Annotated in this window: 14 protein-coding genes; 9 read left to right on the top strand and 5 right to left on the bottom strand. The window is 72.2% G+C overall.

Going from position 1 to position 20,733, the window contains the following annotated elements:
* Positions 1–122 precede the first annotated feature (122 nt).
* The 4 genes from AC4BEG_RS13725 to AC4BEG_RS13710 all read left to right on the top strand — a co-directional run bounded on the left by AC4BEG_RS13725 (position 123) and on the right by AC4BEG_RS13710 (position 4,483).
* Complete coding sequence (locus tag AC4BEG_RS13725) at positions 123–734, top strand: response regulator transcription factor (protein ID WP_003948568.1); 612 nt, start codon at positions 123–125, stop codon at positions 732–734.
* Positions 735–1,023: 289 nt separating this feature from the next.
* Positions 1,024–1,635, top strand: coding sequence for a sigma-70 family RNA polymerase sigma factor (locus tag AC4BEG_RS13720; protein ID WP_490706177.1), 612 nt, complete (start codon positions 1,024–1,026; stop codon positions 1,633–1,635).
* Between the two features lie 126 nt (positions 1,636–1,761).
* The gene (gene guaB / locus AC4BEG_RS13715; RefSeq protein ID WP_490706176.1) at positions 1,762–3,264 is read left to right on the top strand and encodes an IMP dehydrogenase; all 1,503 of its coding nucleotides are present in this window, start codon (positions 1,762–1,764) and stop codon (positions 3,262–3,264) included.
* Between the two features lie 91 nt (positions 3,265–3,355).
* The gene (locus tag AC4BEG_RS13710; protein ID WP_490706175.1) at positions 3,356–4,483 is read left to right on the top strand and encodes a GuaB3 family IMP dehydrogenase-related protein; all 1,128 of its coding nucleotides are present in this window, start codon (positions 3,356–3,358) and stop codon (positions 4,481–4,483) included.
* A gap of 108 nt (positions 4,484–4,591) precedes the next feature.
* Here the strand turns inward: AC4BEG_RS13710 and AC4BEG_RS13705 are convergent, their stop codons facing one another.
* Both AC4BEG_RS13705 and AC4BEG_RS13700 read right to left on the bottom strand, forming a co-directional pair.
* A complete protein-coding gene (locus tag AC4BEG_RS13705) occupies positions 4,592–5,251 on the bottom strand; it encodes a hypothetical protein (protein ID WP_490706174.1) in 660 nt (219 codons plus the stop codon).
* A 207-nt stretch (positions 5,252–5,458) separates the two neighbouring features.
* Positions 5,459–5,863: a hypothetical protein gene (locus AC4BEG_RS13700; protein ID WP_490706173.1), complete on the bottom strand. Its 405-nt coding sequence runs from the start codon at positions 5,861–5,863 to the stop codon at positions 5,459–5,461.
* Positions 5,864–5,881: 18 nt separating this feature from the next.
* On the opposite strand from AC4BEG_RS13700, the gene AC4BEG_RS13695 reads away from it, so the two are divergent.
* Both AC4BEG_RS13695 and AC4BEG_RS13690 read left to right on the top strand, forming a co-directional pair.
* Positions 5,882–7,039 carry a rod shape-determining protein gene (locus AC4BEG_RS13695; protein WP_490706172.1) on the top strand — a complete coding sequence of 386 codons (1,158 nt, stop codon included), beginning with the start codon at positions 5,882–5,884 and terminating at the stop codon, positions 7,037–7,039.
* A gap of 222 nt (positions 7,040–7,261) precedes the next feature.
* On the top strand, positions 7,262–9,493 hold the full coding sequence (locus tag AC4BEG_RS13690; protein WP_490706171.1) for a DUF6049 family protein: 2,232 nt from the start codon (positions 7,262–7,264) through the stop codon (positions 9,491–9,493).
* A 124-nt stretch (positions 9,494–9,617) separates the two neighbouring features.
* Here the strand turns inward: AC4BEG_RS13690 and AC4BEG_RS13685 are convergent, their stop codons facing one another.
* Complete coding sequence (locus AC4BEG_RS13685; RefSeq protein WP_490706170.1) at positions 9,618–10,889, bottom strand: nucleotide sugar dehydrogenase; 1,272 nt, start codon at positions 10,887–10,889, stop codon at positions 9,618–9,620.
* Between the two features lie 200 nt (positions 10,890–11,089).
* Here AC4BEG_RS13685 and AC4BEG_RS13680 point away from each other — a divergent pair, with 200 nt between their 5' ends.
* Positions 11,090–12,796 (top strand): glycerol-3-phosphate dehydrogenase/oxidase, encoded by a 1,707-nt coding sequence (locus AC4BEG_RS13680; protein ID WP_490706169.1) that lies wholly within the window; start codon positions 11,090–11,092, stop codon positions 12,794–12,796.
* Between the two features lie 14 nt (positions 12,797–12,810).
* On the opposite strand, the gene AC4BEG_RS13675 is transcribed toward AC4BEG_RS13680, so the two are convergent.
* Positions 12,811–13,965 carry a serine hydrolase domain-containing protein gene (locus AC4BEG_RS13675; RefSeq protein WP_490706168.1) on the bottom strand — a complete coding sequence of 385 codons (1,155 nt, stop codon included), beginning with the start codon at positions 13,963–13,965 and terminating at the stop codon, positions 12,811–12,813.
* A gap of 201 nt (positions 13,966–14,166) precedes the next feature.
* On the opposite strand from AC4BEG_RS13675, the gene AC4BEG_RS13670 reads away from it, so the two are divergent.
* Both AC4BEG_RS13670 and AC4BEG_RS13665 read left to right on the top strand, forming a co-directional pair.
* On the top strand, positions 14,167–16,260 hold the full coding sequence (locus AC4BEG_RS13670) for a serine/threonine-protein kinase (RefSeq protein WP_490706167.1): 2,094 nt from the start codon (positions 14,167–14,169) through the stop codon (positions 16,258–16,260).
* 145 nt (positions 16,261–16,405) lie between these two features.
* On the top strand, positions 16,406–18,925 hold the full coding sequence (locus tag AC4BEG_RS13665; RefSeq protein WP_490706166.1) for a serine/threonine kinase C-terminal domain-containing protein: 2,520 nt from the start codon (positions 16,406–16,408) through the stop codon (positions 18,923–18,925).
* Positions 18,926–19,102: 177 nt separating this feature from the next.
* On the opposite strand, the gene AC4BEG_RS13660 is transcribed toward AC4BEG_RS13665, so the two are convergent.
* A complete protein-coding gene (locus tag AC4BEG_RS13660; protein ID WP_490706165.1) occupies positions 19,103–20,659 on the bottom strand; it encodes an AMP-binding protein in 1,557 nt (518 codons plus the stop codon).
* Positions 20,660–20,733 lie beyond the last annotated feature (74 nt).

The raw sequence follows: 20,733 nt of genomic DNA, 5'->3' as shown, positions 1-20,733 counted from the left end.
AGTGCGGAGGCGGTTGATGGGTAAAGCTCTCGGACAGATATCCGGGGCTGTCAATCGCACAGGTGACGATATGTACCAGCCTGGAGGCTCAAGGTGACGCGCATCAGCTGCGGAGGGCGGCCATGACATCCGTCCTCGTCTGCGACGACTCCCCGCTTGCCCGAGAAGCACTGCGCCGCGCGGTGGCGACCGTGCCCGGTGTCGAGCGTGTGACGACAGCGGCCAACGGCGAGGAAGTCCTCCGCCGCTGGGGTGCCGACCGCTCGGATCTGATTCTGATGGACGTACGGATGCCCGGTCTCGGCGGAGTCGAGACCGTGCGGCGGCTGCTGTCCGCCGACCCCGGCGCCCGGATCATCATGCTCACGGTGGCCGAGGATCTCGATGGAGTGGCGCTGGCGGTGGCCGCCGGTGCCCGTGGCTATCTGCACAAGGACGCCTCGCGCGCCGAGTTGCGGGCCACCGTGACCCAGGCGCTGGCCGACCCCACGTGGCGGCTGGCGCCGAGGCGGCTGCGGTCCGCCGAGATGGGCGCGGCGCCCACCCTCACCGCGCGGGAGATCCAGGTGCTGGAGGGCATGAGCCACGGCCGGTCCAACGCCGAGATCGGCCGTGAGCTGTTCCTCTCCGAGGACACGGTCAAGACGCACGCCCGCCGGCTGTTCAAGAAGCTCGGTGCTTCGGACCGGGCGCATGCGGTGGCCCTCGGGTTCCGCTGGGGGCTGGTCCGCTAGCGGACCAGCCCCTCGTCGACGTGGTGCGCAGCGGGGGCGCGACGGTCCCCGCCCGCCGGGTGGCGGGCGGGGCGAGAGCGGGTGCGGCGGATGCTGTGGCAGCGGCTTGTATCAGTTCCCCGCGCGATGCCGCATCCTTGATGGTGTGGAGTTCCTCGGGGACGAGTCGGTAGGGCGTGAGGGGAGAGCGCAGGACGTGACGACAGCCGGCGCACCTGCTCATAACGCTTCAGCGCACAACCAAGGACGCGGTGCCACGGAGCCTCCGGGCCCAAGGCACCATGGATGGATGCGCGACGACGAGAGGCCAGGGCCGCCCAAGGGCGGTGGCCCGGGGGCCACCGGGGCGATCGGCGCCCTGGTCGGGCGCGCCGTCGAAGGGGATGAGCAGGCCACTCATGACCTGCTCGCCCATGTGCATCCGCTGGCCCTGCGCTACTGCCGTACGCGGCTGTCCAGACTGCCCGGGGACGCCCGGCACTTTGTGGACGACCTCGCGCAGGAGGTCTGCCTCGCCGTGCTCTGCGCGCTGCCGCGCTACCGCGACACCGGCAAGCCCTTCGAGGCGTTCGTCGTGGCCATCGCCGCGCACAAGGTCGCGGATCTCCAGCGGGCCGCCATGCGTCACCCGGGGAGCACCGCCGTGCCCTCGGACGAGATGCCGGAGCAGCCGGACGACTCCCTGGGGCCCGAGGAGCGGGCGCTGCTCAGCAGCGACGCGGAGTGGGCCAAGAAGCTGCTCGCCAATCTCCCGGAGAACCAACGCGAGCTGGTGCTGCTCCGGGTCGCGGTCGGACTGACCGCCGAGGAGACCGGACAGATGCTCGGGATGTCGCCCGGAGCGGTACGGGTCGCGCAGCACCGCGCCCTCAGCCGGCTTCGCGCGCTCGCCGAGCAGTAGCCATGGGCCCGGCCTGAGCTGCGGCATTGTGCGGGTGCGCACAGTTGTCCACAGGGCGCGATGGGGCACCCGGGAAGGCCGTTAGCATGGGAGTCCGCGCTGGGGCAAGACCATTGGAAGGGTGTCATGACTGACAACGTCGACGGAGTGCCTGAGAAGTTCGCGATGCTCGGGCTGACGTACGACGACGTGCTGCTGCTGCCGGGCGCCTCCGAGGTGCTGCCGAACGCGGTCGACACCTCGTCCAGGGTCTCTCGGAACGTCCGGGTGAACATCCCGCTGCTGTCCGCCGCGATGGACAAGGTCACCGAGTCCCGGATGGCCATCTCCATGGCCCGGCAGGGCGGTGCGGGCGTGCTGCACCGCAATCTGTCCATCGAGGACCAGGCCAACCAGGTCGACCTGGTCAAGCGCTCCGAGTCCGGCATGGTGACGGACCCGATCACGGTCCGCCCGGACGCCACGCTCCACGAGGCGGACGCGCTGTGCGCGAAGTTCCGTATCAGCGGTGTCCCGGTGACCGACCCGGCGGGCAAGCTGCTCGGCATCGTCACCAACCGTGACATGGCCTTCGAGGTGGACCGCGGCCGTCAGGTCCGCGAGGTGATGACCCCGATGCCGCTGGTCACCGGCAAGGTGGGGATCTCCGGCGAGGACGCGATGCAGCTGCTGCGCCGCCACAAGATCGAGAAGCTGCCCCTGGTGGACGACGCCGGAGTGCTCAAGGGCCTGATCACGGTCAAGGACTTCGTCAAGGCCGAGCAGTACCCCAACGCGGCCAAGGACGCCGAGGGCCGGCTGGTCGTGGGCGCGGCCGTGGGCGTCGGCGACGAGGCGTTCGACCGGGCCCAGGCGCTGGTCGAGGCCGGTGCCGATTTCCTGGTGGTGGACAGCGCCCATGGTCACAGCCGGGGCATCCTCGACATGATCGCCAAGGTGAAGTCCAATGTCGCGGTCGATGTGGTGGGCGGCAATGTCGCCACCCGGGACGGCGCCCAGGCGCTGATCGACGCCGGTGTGGACGGGGTCAAGGTCGGCGTCGGTCCGGGCTCCATCTGCACCACCCGCGTGGTCGCGGGCATCGGTGTGCCCCAGGTGACCGCGATCTACGAGGCGGCGCAGGCGTGCCATGCGGCCGGTGTGCCGCTGATCGGCGACGGCGGGCTCCAGTTCTCCGGTGATATCGCCAAGGCCATCGCGGCCGGTGCTGACACGGTGATGCTGGGCAGCCTGCTGGCCGGGTGCGAGGAGTCGCCGGGCGAGATGGTCTTCATCAACGGCAAGCAGTTCAAGTCCTACCGGGGGATGGGCTCGCTGGGCGCCATGCAGTCGCGCGGCCAGGGCCGTTCGTTCTCCAAGGACCGCTACTTCCAGGACAATGTCCTCTCCGAGGACAAGCTGGTCCCCGAGGGCATCGAGGGCCAGGTGCCCTACCGCGGCCCGCTGGCCTCCGTCGCCCATCAGCTGGTGGGCGGTCTGCGGGCGTCCATGGGCTATGTCGGCTCGGCCGATGTGGCGGAGCTGAAGGACAAGGGCCGCTTTGTGCGGATCACCGCGGCCGGTCTCAAGGAGAGCCACCCGCATGACATCCAGATGACCACCGAGGCGCCCAACTACTCCGGCCGCTGACGCCCGTGCGCCCGCGCGACCCCGGGCCACGGGGTCCGCGCGGTGGGCAGGGATACTGACAGGGCAGATTCAGGCAGCGAAAGGCACCCACGTGACTGAGATCGAGATCGGGCGCGGCAAGCGCGGCCGCAGGGCGTATGCGTTCGACGACATCGCCGTTGTGCCGAGTCGTCGTACCCGGGACCCGAAGGAGGTCTCGATCGCCTGGCAGATCGACGCCTACCGTTTCGAGCTGCCGTTCCTGGCCGCGCCGATGGACTCGGTGGTCTCCCCGCAGACCGCGATCCGCATCGGTGAGCTGGGCGGACTCGGCGTTCTCAACCTCGAGGGGCTGTGGACCCGCTACGAGGACCCCGAGCCGCTGCTGGCGGAGATCGCCGAGCTGGACGAGCACACCGCCACCCGGCGTTTGCAGGAGATCTACGACGAGCCGATCAAGGAGGATCTGATCGGCCAGCGCCTCAAGGAGGTGCGCGACTCGGGTGTGGTGACCGCCGCCGCCCTGTCGCCGCAGCGCACCGCGCAGTTCTCCAAGGCTGTGGTGGACGCCGGGGTCGATATCTTCGTGATCCGCGGTACGACGGTCTCCGCCGAGCATGTGTCGGGCGCCGCCGAGCCGCTGAACCTCAAGCAGTTCATCTATGAGCTCGATGTGCCGGTGATCGTGGGCGGCTGCGCCACGTACACCGCCGCGCTGCATCTAATGCGCACCGGCGCGGCCGGTGTGCTGGTCGGCTTCGGCGGCGGCGCCGCGCACACCACCCGCAATGTGCTGGGCATCCAGGTGCCGATGGCCACCGCGGTGGCCGATGTCGCCGCCGCCCGCCGGGACTACATGGACGAGTCCGGTGGCCGCTATGTGCATGTGATCGCCGACGGCGGTGTCGGCTGGAGCGGCGATCTGCCGAAGGCCATCGCCTGCGGTGCGGACGCCGTGATGATGGGCTCGCCGCTGGCCCGCGCCACCGACGCGCCCGGCCGGGGCCACCACTGGGGCATGGAGGCCGTCCATGACGAGGTGCCGCGCGGCAAGCGGATGAACCTGGGCGCGGTGGGCACCACCGAGGAGATCCTGCTCGGCCCCTCGCACACCCCGGACGGTTCGATGAACTTCTTCGGCGCGCTGCGCCGGGCGATGGCCACCACCGGTTACTCGGAGCTCAAGGAGTTCCAGCGGGTCGAGGTCACGGTCGCGCCGTCGCAGCACGACCAGCGCTGAGCGTTCCGCGCCGGAGGTTCCACAGCGAAACGCCGGAGGCTCCACGGCGAAGGGGAAGGCCCCGACCGCATCGCGGTCGGGGCCTTCCCCTTCGTGCGTGGTGTGGCGTCAGTTGTTGTTGCTGAGGCGGAAGGCGGAGCCGACGGCGGCGATCGGAGCGAGGGCCATGAAGATGTAGGTCAACGCGTCCGAGTCCTCCTTCCAGGCGTCGAACAGGCCGCCACCCTGGGAGCCGAACAGCGGCGAGTTGAAGTGCTCGAAGAAGATCTCGAACGCGGACATCTTCTCGATACCGGCGGACTGGAGTTCGGCGGCGTGCTGGTCCAGCAGATCGGCGGTGATCATGGCGTAGCCGAAGAGCTCACCGAAGAACACCGCGGCCAGCGCGAGCACCGCGCCGGCGACCCACAGGCCCGGGTTGCGGCCACCGAGCTTGGCGATGACAAAGCCGATCAGACCGCCGAGCGCGACACCGGCGTAGGCGAACTGCGTCACCTCCACCTTCGGGCCGTCGGTGTCCGCCATCGCGCTGAGCAGGAACGCGTAGAGGAAGCCGCCCACGAGTGCGGCGACAACAGCGGCGCCGACGGCGAGGAGCGCGTTGCCCTGGCGGCCCTGCGGCACGGGCGGCGGGAAGCCGCCGCCGAACTGCGGCTGCGGAGCGCCGTACTGCGGTGCCGGCGGCTGCTGCGGGTAGCCGTACCCGGCCGGCGGCTGGGGCTGCTGCGGCGGGTGAGGCTGCTGTGGCTGCTGCCAGTTCTGGCTCATGAAGATCCCCCGGGGATGAAGGTGGAAATCCGCGTTCCGGGGACAGCCCTGACCTGCGGTGCAGTGAGACTGGGAACGCGGACGAATAGTTCGCGCCATAAAACTAACAGGAGGGCATGACAAGGGGACAAGTCGTGTCTGGCGTCCGTGACATGGCTGGGACCGGACGGAGACACGGTGTCCCGGCATATGTGGATATCCTGGGTGCTATTCGGTGATCCGCGTCGTCACGAGGTGACTTACCGCCCCTGCTCCGGCGTAGAACGTGATGTCGTTACGGCCCAGGGCCTCCCCGCGCCAGCGGTCGGCCGCCAGCCCGAAGTGGTCGATCAGGGTACCCGGGGTGGGCCAGGAACTCTCGTCCCCCATCTGCACCGCGACGCCCATCAGTTGCGCGAAGCCCACGCTGACCAGGGCCAACGGTACGCCGATCAGCGCGAGAAGCGGAGCGCGGCCGCCCAGTGCGCCGAGCGCGGCGCCGGTCAACGGCCCGCCGCACAGGGCCCGGTAACCGGCCCCCTGGCTGCCCTGGCCGAATTTCCCCTGTGCCCCCAAAGGCAAGCGCCCGAGCGGTCCGGCCGCGATGCCCGCGGTGAGGACAGAATCCGGCATAAGCAATAATGTCAACTTATGGCGCAGAACAAGTCGTTCACAGGACGAGACATGGGCATCGACCTGGGCACCGCGAACACGCTGGTGTACGTCCGGGGCAAGGGAATCGTGCTCAACGAGCCGTCGGTCGTGGCCGTCAACACGCTCGACGGCAGTGTGCTGTCGGTGGGTTCGGCGGCGAAGGAGACCATGGGGCGGACACCGACGAACATTGTCGCCGTCCGTCCGCTGCGCGATGGCGTGATCGCCGACTTCGAGATCGCGGAGCGGATGCTGCGGTACTTCATCAAGAAGGTCACGGGCAGCCGCCGTCTCGCCCGTCCCCGTGTTGTCGTCTGTGTGCCATCCGGAATCACCGGCGTCGAGCGGCGCGCGGTGATGGAGGCCGCCACCCAGGCCGGTGCGCGCCAAGTGCACTTGGTCGAGGAGCCGATCGCCGCCGCGATCGGTGCGGGGTTGCCGGTGAGCGAGCCGACCGGCTGCATGGTGGTGGACGTCGGCGGCGGGACGACGGAGGTCGCGGTCGTCTCGCTGGGTGGCATCGTCACCGCCCGCTCGGTGCGGGTGGCGGGCGATGCGATGGACACCGCGATCAGCGCCTATGTGAAGAAGCACTACGCACTCGCGATCGGTGAACGGACCGCCGAGGAAATCAAGGTGAGCATCGGCTCCGCCGCACCGGGCGGTTCGCAGTCGACGCCGCGCGTCGCCGCGGCCGTCCGGCAGGCGGAGCGGAATGTGGAGGTCGTCCTTCGGGGCGACAGCGGCGATCCGGAGGACACCCAGGCGCTGTTGCCGCCGGACCGCTGCACCATCCGCGGCCGTGACCAGGCCACCGGACTGCCCAAGGTGCTCGAACTGACCGCGGACGAGGTACGGCACGCGCTGTGTGAACCGGTGGACAGCATCGTGGCCGCGGTCCGCTCCACACTGGACGAGACCCCGCCGGAGCTGGCGGGCGACATCATGGACCGCGGCATCGTGCTGACCGGCGGCGGCGCGCTGCTGCGCGGGCTGGATGTCCGGCTGGCCCGCGAGTTGGACATCCCGGTACTGGTGGCCGACGACGCGCTGGACTGTGTGGCCATCGGCACCGGCCGCTGTGTCGAGGACTTCGCGTCCCTGCGGACCGCCATGGAGGCCCGCCCCCGCCGCCCCGACACCGTCCGGGTCTGACGGCCCGCGCGGGGCCCTCGTGCCCGTGAGCCCGCGCGGAATGTGACCGTACGGCCCGCGCCCGCGCGGAGTACCGCCGCACCGGTCCGGCGGGCACGGTACGGGGTCTCCGCGCCGCCCCCTCGGTCGGTGTGTCTGGGCGTGCGGCGGTGCGGCGGCCGTGGTGGGCTGGTGGCACCGCGTCCGGTGCGGCGCGGGCGGACGGGAGGTGCGGGCGTCGAGGTGACGGCAGTCGAGCGCGGGGCCCACAGGCGAGCGGTCGTCGTGACCGTCGCCGTCCTGGCCGCGATCGCCTCCCTGCTGCCGTCCGCCGTCGCCCTGCCCGCCGCCCCCCGTACGCCGTCCCCGAGCGTCCGCGCGCCGTCCGCCCACGGCCCCGGCACCGCCCCCGGCCGGTCCGCCGGGCCACGGTCCGTCAGCCGGGTGCCGTATCCCACCTCCGTCGAACTGGAGTCGCTGAACCCCTCGGTGGTGCGGGAGGGCGGGGAGCTGAAGATCAGCGGGACCGTCACCAACACCTCCGGCCGCCGGGTCGGCGCCACCCGCCTCGCCGTACGGATCGGGGCACAGGGGGCGATCGACACCCGCAGCGGGCTCGCCGCCGTGGCGGAGCGTACCGCCCTGGGCCGCGACGACGGCCCGCCCGTGCCGGGCGTTACGGCTGCCGTCGCCGCGCTCGCCCCCGGCGCCGCGCACCGCTTCCGGCTCACCGTGCCCGTACCGGACCTGGGCCTGGACGGGCCCGGGGCGTTTGCCCTCACGGTGGATGTGGCCCGCCGGGACGGCAGCGGCACCGTCCTCGGGGTGACACGCGGTTATGTGTGCGCCTATCCCGACGGCGCCGGTCTGGAGCCGCTGGACACCACCGTCCTGTGGCCGATCACCGATGTCCCGCATATGGAGGCGCTGACCCAGCGCACCCGCGACCGCGTGCTCCCGGTCTTCCGCGACGACGCGCTGAAGGCCGCCTTCGGGCCCGGCGGACGGCTGCGGCGGCTGGTCGAGCTGGGCCAGGACCAGTCGGTGACCTGGGTGATCGACCCCGATCTCGTCGCCCAGGCCCAGGCCATGGCCGAGGGCTACCGGGTCGCCAGGACCCCCGGCGGCGCCGATCCGCAGGACGCCACCGACGGCGAGGGCGGCGATGTGGCGGCGGACTGGCTGGCCGCGCTGCGCAGGGCGGTCCACGGACAGGACGTCATCGCGCTGCCGTACGCGGACCCGGACCTGGCCTCACTCGCGCGCGGCGGCGACGCCTCCCTGGCCGGGCTGCTGCGCACGTCGTCCCGGGTGGGCCGGACGGTGGTGGACCGGGCGCTGGACACCCGCTCCCGCGCCGATGTGGCCTGGCCCGCAAGCGGCGCGGTGGACGATGCGATCGCCGCGTACACCCGGCGGCTCGGCCTCGGCACGGTGCTCGCCTCCGGCGCCACGGTCGGGCCGTCGGCCGCCCTGGTCGCCGGAGGAGCGACGAACGACGGCGCGGTGTCCCTCGGCGACGGAACGACCGCGCTGACCTACGACACCACGCTCGCCGCCCTGCTCTCCCAGGGTTCCCACGGCAGGGCGGCCGCCGGAGCGCCCGCCCGGCTGCGGCTGCGGCAGCGGCTGCTCGCCGAGACGCTGACGGCCGTACGGGAACTGCCGTACGTCCGCCGCGATCTGGTGGTGGTGCCGCCGCGCCGGATGTCGGTCGCGGTGGCGGGCGTACTGCTCAGGGCGCTGGCCGACGGCCAGAAGGCGGGCTGGCTGGCGCCCGCCCGGTTCGAGGTGGCGCTGCGCGAGCCGGAGCCGGGGGAGTTGCGGAGCTTCGAGGGCTATCCGGCGGCACTGCGCGCCTCCGAGCTGCCGCCTGCCCGGCTCGCGGCGGTCGCCCGGGACCGGCGGCGGCTTCGGGCGCTGGCGAAGGTGCTCTCGGACGCGCGGGCCACCACCGCGTCCGTACGGGCGGCGATGGCGCGCTCCCTGTCGACCGCTTGGCGCGGTGACGCGGAGGCCGCCGGTGCCTACCAGCGGGGTGTGGCCCGCTATCTGAGCGCCTCGATGGCGTCGGTGCGGTTGGTGCCCAAGTCGACGGTGGTGGTGGCCGGGGGCTCCGCGACCATCCCGGTGACCGTCGACAACGGGCTTCAGCAGGACCTCACCGGGGTCGAACTGCGGGTGCTCTCCAGCCGGCCGGAGCGGCTGAGCACGGTGGAGCGGTCGGTGGATGTGCGGGCGTCCCGGGCGGTGAGCCGGACGGTACGGGTCAGGGTGAGCGCGTATGCCAACGGCCCGGTGCGGCTGACCGCCCGGCTCTACACCACCTCGGACGGCGAGCCCTGGGGCGAGCCGATGACATTCACCGCGCAGGTGCGGTCGGTGCCCTCGGGGGCCATCACGTTCGTCGGGGGCGGGGTGCTGCTGATCATGCTGGCCGCCGCGGTCCGGCTGCGCCGCACCCGCCGGGCGTGACGGACCCGCCGGGCGTGACGGACCCGCCGGGCGTGACGGACCCGCCGGGCGTGACGCACCCGCCGGGCGTGACGGACCCGCCGGGCGTGACGGACGGCCACCGCGCCCGGCGGCCGGGCCGCCGTCAGAGCCGGTGCGCTGTTCCCGCCGGGCTCGCCCCCCTGGTGTCCAGCAGCAATTGGGCCTTCACCGCGAGCCCTTGCAGGTCGTACGCCCGGTGGTGTTGCAGCAGCACCGTCAGGTCCGCGTCGGCCGCCGCCTCGTACAGCGCGTCCGTGCGCTCCACCCGCCGTCCCCGCACCCGCCACTGCGGCACGTACGGGTCGTGGTAGCTGATCTCGGCGCCCAGCTCCATCAGCCGGGACGCGATCTCCCGGGCGGGTGAGCCCTCCTCGTCGGCGATGTCGGGCTTGTAGCCGACGCCCAGCAGCAGGATGTGCGCACCGCGCGCGGACTTGCCGTACTCGTTGAGCAGGGCCGTGCACCGCTGCGTGACATAGCCCGGCATCCGCCCGTTGACCTGCTGCGCCAGCTCGACCATCCGCAGCGGGATGCCGAGCCCGCGCTGCTGGTAGGCCATGTGGTCATGGTCGACGGGCACACCGTGGCCGCCGACGCCGGGGCCGGGGCGGAAGGACTGGAAGCCGAAGGGCTTGGTCTCGGCGCACCGGACCACGTCCCACAGATCCACGCCCAGGTCGTGGCAGTACACCGCCATCTCGTTGACCAGGGCGATATTGACGTGGCGGTAGTTGGTCTCCAGGACCTTGACGGTCTCGGCCTCGCGCGGGCCGCGGGCGCGCACCACCTTCTCGGTGAACCGGCCGTAGAACGCGGCAGCGGCCTCGGTGCAGGCGGGGGTGAGACCGCCGATCACCTTGGGGGTGTTGGCGAGGCCGTAGGCGCGGTTGCCGGGGTCGAGGCGGCAGGGGGAGTAGGCGAGGTGGAAGTCGCGTCCGGCCCGCAGTCCGGACCCCTCCTCCAGAACCGGACGCAGGAATTCCTCGGTGGTGCCGGGGTACACGGTGGATTCCAACAGGACAGTGGTGTGCGGCCGCAGCCGCGCCGCGAGCGTCCGGGCCGCCTCGGCGACCGCCGACAGATCGAGCTTCCGGTCCTCGCCCAGCGGGGTCGGGGCGCAGATCACGGCGGTACGGACGCGGCCCAGCTCGGCGGGGTCGGCGGTGATCCGGAAGCCACCGGCGACCATCCGGCGCAGCTCGGCGGCGGACAGCCGGCCGTCACCGTCCCCGGAGGGCAGCCGGCCGGCCCGCAGATCGCCGATGGCGCGCGGATCGGGGTCGTAGCCGACGGTGGCGATGGCCGCGGCGGTGGCGGCCTGGGCGAGGGGGAGACCGAGATGGCCGAGTCCGATGACGGCGAGATCTGCGGGCATGACTGCGAGCCGTCCTTCCCGAGGCGATTCCGGATGGCGCAAAGGCAGACTAAGCGGAAATATGACTCGTATTCAGTATTGGCGAGGGGTGTTGGCCCGGTGTTGCGGCAGTGGGCGGAGCAGCGCCATGGCACGGCGAGGGGAAAGCCAGGAAAATCTCTGCACGTGCGACGTGATGTCGATCACAACGGGAGGCAGCGGTGAGGACACCGGCACTGGGACCGTCGGAGCGTGGCGAGGCGCTGGCCCGGATGGCGGACCGTGAGCTGGACGTGCTGGTCGTGGGCAGCGGAGTGGTCGGCGCGGGCACCGCGCTGGACGCCGCGACCCGTGGTCTGGAAACCGGCCTGGTCGAGGCGCGCGACTGGGCCTCGGGCACCTCCAGCCGGTCCAGCAAGCTGGTCCACGGGGGGCTGCGCTATCTGGAGATGCTGGACTTCGCCCTCGTCAGAGAGGCCCTGAAGGAGCGCGGACTGCTGCTGGAGAGGATCGCTCCGCATCTGGTGAAGCCGGTGCCGTTCCTCTATCCCCTCAAGCACCTGGGCTGGGAGCGGCTCTACGCGGGGGCGGGGGTCGCGCTCTACGACGCGATGTCGGTCTCCTCCGGACACGGCCGCGGGCTGCCCGTCCACCGCCATCTGACCCGGGGCCGGGCGCTGCGGGTGGCTCCCTGTCTCCGTAAGGACACCCTGGTCGGGGCGTTGCAGTACTACGACGCCCAGGTGGACGACGCCCGCTTCGTCACCGCGCTGGTGCGCACGGCCGCCCGCTACGGGGCGTATGCCGCCAACCGGGCGCGGGTGGTCGGCTTTCTGCGGGAGGGGGCGCGAGTGGTCGGCGCCCGGGTGCGCGATCTGGAACAGGGCGGGGAGTTCGAGGTCCGCGCCCGCCAGGTGGTGAACGCCAGCGGGGTGTGGACGGACGAGACCCAGGCGCTGATCGGGGAGCGCGGCCAGTTCCACGTCCGCGCCTCCAAGGGCATCCATCTGGTCGTGCCCCGCGACCGGATCCACTCCACGACCGGGCTGATCCTGCGCACCGAGAAGAGCGTGCTGTTCGTGATCCCCTGGGGCCGCCACTGGATCGTCGGCACCACCGACACCGACTGGGACCTGGACAAGGCCCATCCGGCCGCCTCCAGCGCCGATATCGACTATCTGCTGGAGCATGTCAACGAGGTGCTGGCGGTGCCGCTGACCCGCGACGACGTGGAGGGGGTCTACGCCGGGCTGCGCCCGCTGCTGGCCGGGGAGTCGGACGCCACCAGCAAGCTCTCGCGCGAGCACACGGTGGCCCACCCTGTACCGGGGATGGTGGTGGTCGCGGGCGGCAAGTACACCACCTACCGGGTGATGGCCAAGGACGCGGTGGACGAGGCGGTGCACGGCCTCGACCGCCGGGTCGGCCCGTGCGTCACCGAAGAGGTGCCGCTCGTCGGGGCCGTGGGCTACAAGGCCCTGTGGAACGCACGGGCCCGGATCGCCCAGCGGGCCGGGCTCCATGTGGCGCGGGTGGAGCATCTGCTGAACCGCTACGGCGCGCTGGCCGACGAGGTGCTGGAGCTGATCGCCCAGGACCCCTCCCTCGGCGAACCGCTGCCCGGGGCCGACGACTATCTGCGCGCCGAGATCGTCTACGCCGTGTCCCACGAGGGCGCCCGCCATCTCGACGATGTGCTCACCCGCCGTACCCGCATCTCCATCGAGACCTTCGACCGCGGTACGCGCAGCGCGCGCGAGGCGGCCGAGCTGATGGCCGGGGTGCTGGGCTGGGGCCGGGAGCAGATCGACAAGGAGGTCGAGCACTACGAGAAGCGGGTGGAGGCCGAACGCGAATCGCAGCGGCAGCCGGACGATCTGACGGCGGACGCAGCCCGGCTGGGCGCGCCGGACATCATCCCCCTGTGAGCCGGTGAGCGTGTTCATCCGCCCGTGCAGAAAGCGGCCTTGAGCAGAGCCGACTCGGCGGCGGGGGAGGGCCGGGCGCCGCTGTTGAGGCGGTAGGCGAGACTGCGGCGCCCGTCGGGTGTGGAGACGGCCAGCGCGTAGGAGCCGGTGATCTCCCCGTTGTGGCCCCAGAGCCGCACCCCGCAGGGCAGCCGCACCGGGAACAGCCCCATGCCGTACCGGCCGTCGGACGCCGAGGTGTCCCGTATGGCGCGCAGCCCGGCGCGGTCCGTTGCCCGGCCGCGCTGGAGGCCGGAGACCAGCCGGGTCAGATCGTCGAGGGTGGAGACCATCTCGCCCGCGGCCCCCGCCGTCGAGGGGTTGAGGTCGGTGACGTCCCGTCGGGCGCCGTCCTCGCCGGAGTACGCGCGGCCGTGCGGTGCCGGAAGCGTGGTGCGGGTGCCCGGGAAGGTGGTGGCGTCCAGGGTGAGCGGCCGCAGCACCAACCGCCGCGCCGCGTCGGCGTACGGGCGGCCGGTGACCCGCTGGATCACCATGCCCAGCAGGACGTAGTTGGTGTTGGAGTAGCGCCAGCCGGAGCCGGGCCGGAAGTACGGGCGGTGGGAGACGGCGGTGCGGACCAGCGAGGCCGGGGTGCGGGTACGGGTGTCGGCCGCGTTCAGCCGCCGGGCCAGCTCCGGGTCGGCGGTGTAGTCGTACAGACCGCTGGTGTGGGTGAGCAGCTGACGGAGGGTGATACGCCGCCCGTCGTTCCCCTGACCGGCCACCAGCCCCGGCAGATAGCGCTCGACGCGGTCGTCGAGACGCAGCCGCCCCTGGGCGGCCAGCCGCAGCGTTGTCGCCGCGATCACGGTCTTGGTGAGGCTTCCCGCGCGGAAGTGGTCGTTCCGGTGGATCCGCCGCCCGGTGCGGATATCGGCCACACCCGCCGCCGTGAACCGCGTACCGCGCTCGTCCCGGACCAGCACCGCGGCCCCCGGCGCGGCGCCGTCCGCCACCAGCGCGCGGACCGCCGTACGCACCGCGGCGTCCCGCGATGCCTCCGCGCTCGCCCGTGTCTCCCCGCCCGCACCGCCGTTCGCGCCCGGGCCACAGCCGGACAGCGCGACCGTCAGCGCCGCCGTCAGCGCGACCGTCAGCGCGGCCCGCCGGGCGAGGGCGGTCGGCATACGGCTCCGCCTGTGCCATGGTAGGGCGGAGATGGGCATGACACGGATCCTTTCCTTCCTGCGTATACACCGATGTTCGCAGGTGTGACGGAGGGCGGCGCGCCGCGCCGCAGACCCCGGACTACCGCGGGTCTGCGGATGAGAGACAATGGTCGCTCTCCCAGGGTGGGTTCAGGGTGGGTTGATTTACAGAGGGGTCGCATGTCGGAGGCGGAGCAGACGCAGGGTTCGACTGGGCGCCTCCTCGCCGGGCGGTACCGGCTCGGGGAGATGCTCGGTCAGGGCGGCATGGGAACGGTCTGGCGCGCGAGCGACGAGACCCTCGGCCGTACGGTCGCGGTCAAGGAGCTGCGCTTCCCGTCCAGCGTCGACGAGGACGAGAAGAGACGGCTCATCACCCGTACGCTGCGCGAGGCGAAGGCGATCGCCCGGATCCGCAGCAACGGGGCCGTCACCGTCTACGACGTGGTCGACGAGGACGACCGGCCCTGGATCGTCATGGAGCTGATCGAGGGCCACTCCCTCGCCGATGTGGTCCGGGACGACGGACCGCTCACCCCGCGCCGCGCCGCCGAGGTCGGGCTCGCCGTCCTCGATGTGCTGCGCGCCGCCCATCAGGCGGGCATCCTGCACCGCGACGTCAAGCCGTCCAACGTCCTGATCTCCGACGACGGCCGGGTGGTGCTCACCGACTTCGGTATCGCCCAGGTCGAGGGCGACCCGTCCGTCACCTCCACTGGCATGCTCGTCGGCGCGCCCTCCTACATCTCGCCCGAGCGCGCCCGCGGCCACAAGCCGGGCCCGCCCGCCGACCTGTGGTCGCTGGGCGGTCTGCTGTACGCGGCGGTGGAGGGCGTACCGCCCTACGACAAGAGCACGGCCATAGCGACGCTCACCGCCGTGATGACCGAGCCGGTGGAGCAGCCGAAGAACGCGGGCCCGCTGGAGGAGGTCATCTACGGCCTGCTCGACAAGGACCCCGAGCGGCGGCTCGACGACGCCGGTGCGCGGGCGCTGCTGGAGGACGCGCTGAGCGCCCCGGAGGGCTCCGCCTCCCCGCCCCCGGCCGACGCCACCCGCACCATGAGCCTGCCGCCCGCTCCCTCGGCGGAGGAAGAGGCCGCCGCCAAGGCCAAGGAGTCGTCCGCGTCGGAGCGCAGACGGGGCGCGCTGCGCTCGGTGCGCAACGCGGCCGCGGCCGCCGCTTCGGCGAAGCGGTCGGAGAGCGCGCGGAAATCGGGTTCGGGTTCGGGAGCGGGCTCGTCGGGTTCCGGGTCCGGTTCCGGTTCCGGTTCGAAGGCTGCCGGGGGTTCGGGGCCGAAGTCATCGGAGTCGAGGTCGGGTTCCGGCTCCGGTGCTGATTCCGGGTCCGCCGCCGTGAAGAAGGCCGTCGGCAAGAAGGCCGCCGCGAAGAAGAAGGCCGCTTCCGGGTCGTCCCGGTCCTCGGTCAACCCGGAACCGCCCCAGCCGCCCCGCGCCTCGCTCACCGATGTGGTGCCCAGGCGCACGCTGATCATCATCGCTGTGGCCGTGGTCCTCGCCATCCTCGCCGTTGTTCTTGTCATCGTCCTCAACGGTGGTGGCAGCAGCGACGGCGCCAAGGGCTCGTCCGGCGGCGACAAGGCCGCTTCGGCCGGTGCGGCGGGCAACGTGAAGACCAAGAAGGGCGACGAAACGAGGCCCGAGGGGTCGACCAAGAGGTCCCCGGGCACCGAGGTGTCCGGCGGTGGGTCGGACGAGGATGACGAGGACTCCGGCAAGGGCAAGGGCTCGGACGGGACCGGCGGCAAGGGCGAGGACACCGGCGGCAAGGACGGTGGCAAGGACGGCGGTTCGCTCCCCGACGGGTACGAGATGGTCAAGAGCTCCGACTTCCCCTTCACCATGGCGATGCCCAAGGGCTGGTCCGCCCACCGGATGGACGGCTACGACGGCGGCCGGAAGTACTACGGCGACTCCACCCTTCCGCGTCTCCAGGTCGACTTCACCGACTCCCCCCGGGACGACGCGGCGGCGGACTGGCGCAAGAGCGCGGCGAGTGCCCCGGGGCGGATGACCAACTACAAGGGGCTGGGCATCAAGGCGATCGACTGGCACGGCTACCCGACGGTCGCGGACTGGAAGTTCGAGTACAACACCGGGGGCAAGCGGGTCCGGGCGATCAACCGCGGCTTCAAGGTGGACAGCACGCACGGCTTCGCCATCGTGGTCACCTGCGAGGTGTCCACGTGGGACGACAAGGAGTGCAAGACCCTCCGGGAGACCGCCTTCAGGACCTTCGACGTCTCGGACTGAGCACTCCTGTCGGCGAAGCGCCGCGCGGGCACGTATCGTGAGAGGCCCTGGACCGTGCGCAGCCGTATGGACCGGCAAAATGACCGTACTTGACGGTTTCAGGCTGTGCTGATGAGCGTGTGGAGCACGCGCTCGGGGAGGCGTCGTGGACGAGTACGCCGGTCGGGTGCTGGCCGACCGCTATCGCCTGCCCCTGCCACCTGCGGACGAGTACGAGTTCGTCGAGACCCGGGCCTTTGACACCTACAGCGGGCAGGAAGTCCATCTGCGGCAGATACCGCTTCCGGAGGTCGTCGACGCCGAAGTCGTCGACGACGAGGCGCGCTTGGGCGGGCCCCGCTCCGGCGGCCCGGGACGGGCGGGCGGAGGCGCGGCGGACGGTACGACCGGGGACGGCGACCCGGCCGTACGGCGTGCCATGGTCGCGGCGACGGCCGCCGCCCAACACCCCGACCATCCGCGGCTGGGACAGGTCTTCCATGTCTTCGCCGAGTCCGGAAGCTTGTGGATCGTCAGCGAACAGGTCGCCGGACGTCCGCTCGCCGCACTCCTCGCCGAGGGCACGCTCTCCCCGCACCGCGCCGCCGAGATCGCCAATGACATCCTGACCGCCCTGCGCGCCCTGCACGCCCACGGCTGGACGCATCGCAACATCACCACGCGCACGGTCCTGTTGTGCGAGGACGGCCGGGCGATGCTGACGGGGCTGGCGGCCGGGGCGGCCGAGGAAGCACTGTGCGGCTACGATCCGGTGCCGCCCCCCTCCGGGGCGGCCGAGGGCGACGGTCCGGCCGAGGAGCCCACCCCGGCCCCGGATCCGGCTCCGGCTCCGGCTCCGGATCCGGCTCCCGCTCCCGTCGCGACGGAACGGAGCGCCGGACCGCGCTACCACGACCAGGGAGCGGCCGGTGGCTTCCCCGGCCCGCGGACCGCGCCTGAGGCGGACACGGCGGGTGGGAGCGGCAGAACGGGCGTACCGGGCGGGTCCGGTGGGCCGGGCCGGGAGCCGGGCGTGCCGTGGGTGCCGGGTGCGCGGGAGGGCGAGCCGGACGGCGGGACGGCCGATCCGCAGGGCGCGGCCGAGCGTGCCGCGCGCGCCGGCGCCATCGCCGCGTACGCGGCGGGCGCACGCGCCGCCGCGCGGACGGGCGGCGAGCCCCGGGACGCGTACGCGGACCCGTACGACGAGCACGACATCGAGCCCGCGTCCGACGACGACCAGGACCAGAACCTCGTGACCGGCGGTGCGTCCTGGCCCGGAACACCGGAGCCTGCCATGAGCCCCGGCGGCTGGGACGCCGACAGCACCTCGGGCGGCGCCACCGGTCGGGGCCCCGGTACCGCGCTGGCCGCCGAACGGGCCCGGCAGGCACGGATCGTCGTCGTGGGCGCCGTCACCGAGCGGTGGGCGCCCGAGCAGGCGGTCCCGGTCCACGAGAACTGGCGGCTCGCGCCGCCCGTCGGCCCCGCCGCCGATCTGTGGGCGCTCGGCGTGCTGCTCTTCCGCGCCGTCCAGGGCCATGCCCCGTACCCCGAGGACAGCGCCGCGGAGCTGGTCCAGCTGGTGTGCGCGGAGGCGCCCGCGTACGCGGAGGAATGCGGTCCGCTGCGTCCCGTCGTCGAGTCCCTGCTGCGCCAGGACCCCACCGAGCGGCCGGACTTCGAGGAGCTGCGAGGCTGGCTGCGGTCGCTGATCCGGTCCGCGCCCGAACCCGATGTGGGTAGCCGTACGGTCACCGTGCCGTCGATCGGGCCGGGCGGGACGTCCGACCCCCGGCGGCTGCCGGTGGTGCGCCGCCGCGGCTGGCTGGTGCGCAGGGGCCGGGGCCGCCCCGACCCGTCGGCCGCCGCGCACGGACGGCACAAGCGCGCCAAGCAGCCGCGGCAGCGCAGAGCGCCCAGACCGCCGCGCGTCGACCAGACGGCGCCGCAGCGGCCGCTGACGTCCGCCGAGGCGGCGGGGGAGGAGCGCGAGCCGCGCAGACTGGGCCGGGTGCTGTTGCTGCTGATACTGCTGGCGCTGGTGGCGGCGATGCTGTACGCGATGATGTTCATGCCGCGGGACAAGGAGAACGGCGGCCAGGACCGTACGGGTTCGGCCGGTGCGCAGAGCGCGGCGCCCAGCGCACCCCACGACCCGGCCTCCGGAACCACCTCCTCCGACGGCGAAGAGGAGTCGCCGGAGGGGCAGTCCACCCGTCCGGCGGGAGTGGCGAAGGGCTTCGTGGTCCGTAAGGATCCCAAGGGCTTCAAGGTCGCCGTGGACGAGGACTGGACCCGCAGGGGCGAGAACGAGCGCGGCCAGATCCGCTACCTCGGCGGGGACTTCGAACTGCTGGTGGTGGCCGGGCGGGACAAGTCGTCGGAGTTCGGCGACGACCCGATGGCCTACCAGCAGAACCGGGAGTCGGAGCTCTCCGCCTTCCGCGGCTCCTCCTGGGCCTCCTCGTCGGGGTTGCGGCGGATCGACGTCGGGCGGACGGCGATGGCGGAGGGCGCGTTCAGCTGGCGGGACAGCAGCGGGCGCGACGTCTACGCCCGGAACCTCGCGATGCTGATCGACGGCCGGTACCACGTGGTGCTGGTGATCGGCCCGTCCGATGAACGCCGCGCGGTCGCCCGCTACTTCGAGCAGGCGACGGCGACGTACAGCACCACGGGCTAGGCCCTGTCCTGCCGATCTTCGCGGGTCCGCGACGCCTGGCACCGCGCCTCGCCGCGTTGTCGGGATCTTCCGAGTACGCCCAGTACGAGGACGACCCTCCGCCTTGCGATCCACGGCACCAGACGCCGCGGGCTGATCCACGAAGGTCGACAGGACAGGACCTAGGCCCGTCCGGGCCTAACCCTTCGGGGCCGACGCGTCGCCGAACCGCTCCCGCAGCCGGTACTTCAGCACCTTCCCCAGCGTCGGGTTCCGTGGCAGCGCGTCCACCACCTCCAGCCGTTCCGGGAGCTTGTGGACGCTGAGTCCCGCGTTCCGCAGATGCGCGGTCACACCGTCGAGGGTGAGCGGCCGGGCCCGCGCGGGCTGTTCGACCACGGCGCAGACCATTTCGCCGCGTACCGGGTCCGGCAGTCCGATCACCGCCGCGTCAGCCACGTCCGGGTGCTCGTACAGCAGTTGCTCGATCTCCTTGGCCGAGATGTTCTCGCCCTTGCGGATGATGATGTCCTTGGCCCGCCCGGTGAGGATCAGATGGCCGCTTTCGGTGAGCCGACCGAGGTCACCGGTGCGGAAGAAGCCGTCCTCGTCGAACGCCTCCCGGGTCTGGGCCTTGTCCAGATATCCGGCGCAGACGGCTTCGCCGCGCAGCCGTATCTCCCCGTCCACCACCCGGATCTCCATGTCGGCCGGGGGGCGTCCCTCGGTCGTGGCGAGCAGTTCGTCGGGGTCGTCCGGTGAACCCATGGTGATCATGGGGGCTTCGGTCATGCCGTAGCCGTGGGTGAGCACACAGCCCAGCTCCCGGGTGACCTCGTAGTACAGCTCGGGCGGTTTGGGGGCGCCACCGCCCGAGAGGAGCCGCAGGGTGGGGATGAGCGGCTGTGCCGGGTCCTTGCGCTGTTCGGCCAGGAACATCGAGTAGAAGGCGGTACTGCCGCCCGCGGTGGTCACCCCGTGCCGCCGGTACGCGGCGAGCGAGCCGGGCAGCGCGAAATGCTCCAGCAGGATCGCGGAGAAGCCGTAGAGCAGCATCATCACGGTGTAGTCGGGCCCGGCGACATGGGCGTACGGGAAGGCCATGGAGCCGACATCGTCCGGGCGGGGCCGCAGCGCATGGCCGAGGCAGGCGCCGGCGGCGATGAGGCTGCGGTCGGTGTGCAGCACACCCTTGGGGTCGGAGGTGGTGCCCGAGGTCCAGTAGATCCAGCGCACTTCGGTTCCGTCGGCCGGGGGCGGCGGCAGCCGTACGGTCGCCGGGTCGGCCTCCGGCAGGGTGTCGTACGCCTCGAGGACCAGCGGTGGTTCGGGCAGTTCGGCGGCGAGCCGGTGAGCCAGCGCCGTGTGGTCGAAGCCGCGCCAGCGCCCGGGGACGGCGAAGAAGCGCACGCCGGACTCGCGGAGCGCGAACCCCACTTCGCGGTCGCGGTAGGAGGGGATCAGCGGCGACTGGACGGCGCCGAGGCGGGCCAGCGCCATCGCCAGGACGACCGTCTCGATACGGGTGGGCAGCTGCCAGGCGACCCGGCTGCCGGGACGTACGCCCAGCTCGTGGAGGCCGGCGGCGGTCCGCTCCGCGCGGTGGCGCAGGGCGCGGAAGGTCAGCCGCCGGTCTTCGCGGGGGGAGTCGGCGGCCTGGATCAGAGCGGGGGCGTCGGGGGTGAGGGCGGCGCGCCGCTCCAGCAGCTCCCACAACGTCGCCGATCGTCCGAGGTCATGCGCGGTGTCGGTCATCCCGGCCTCCCGTGGCACGCGCTCGCGAAAACTGACGGTCAGTCAGATCGTGCCCGGAAGCGTAAGGCCCCGGG

It is taken from the genome of Streptomyces sp. JLBJ103 (assembly GCF_058215575.1).
The sequence above is the reverse complement of the archived record's forward strand: the minus strand, read 5'-3'. Positions and strand labels throughout refer to the sequence as shown.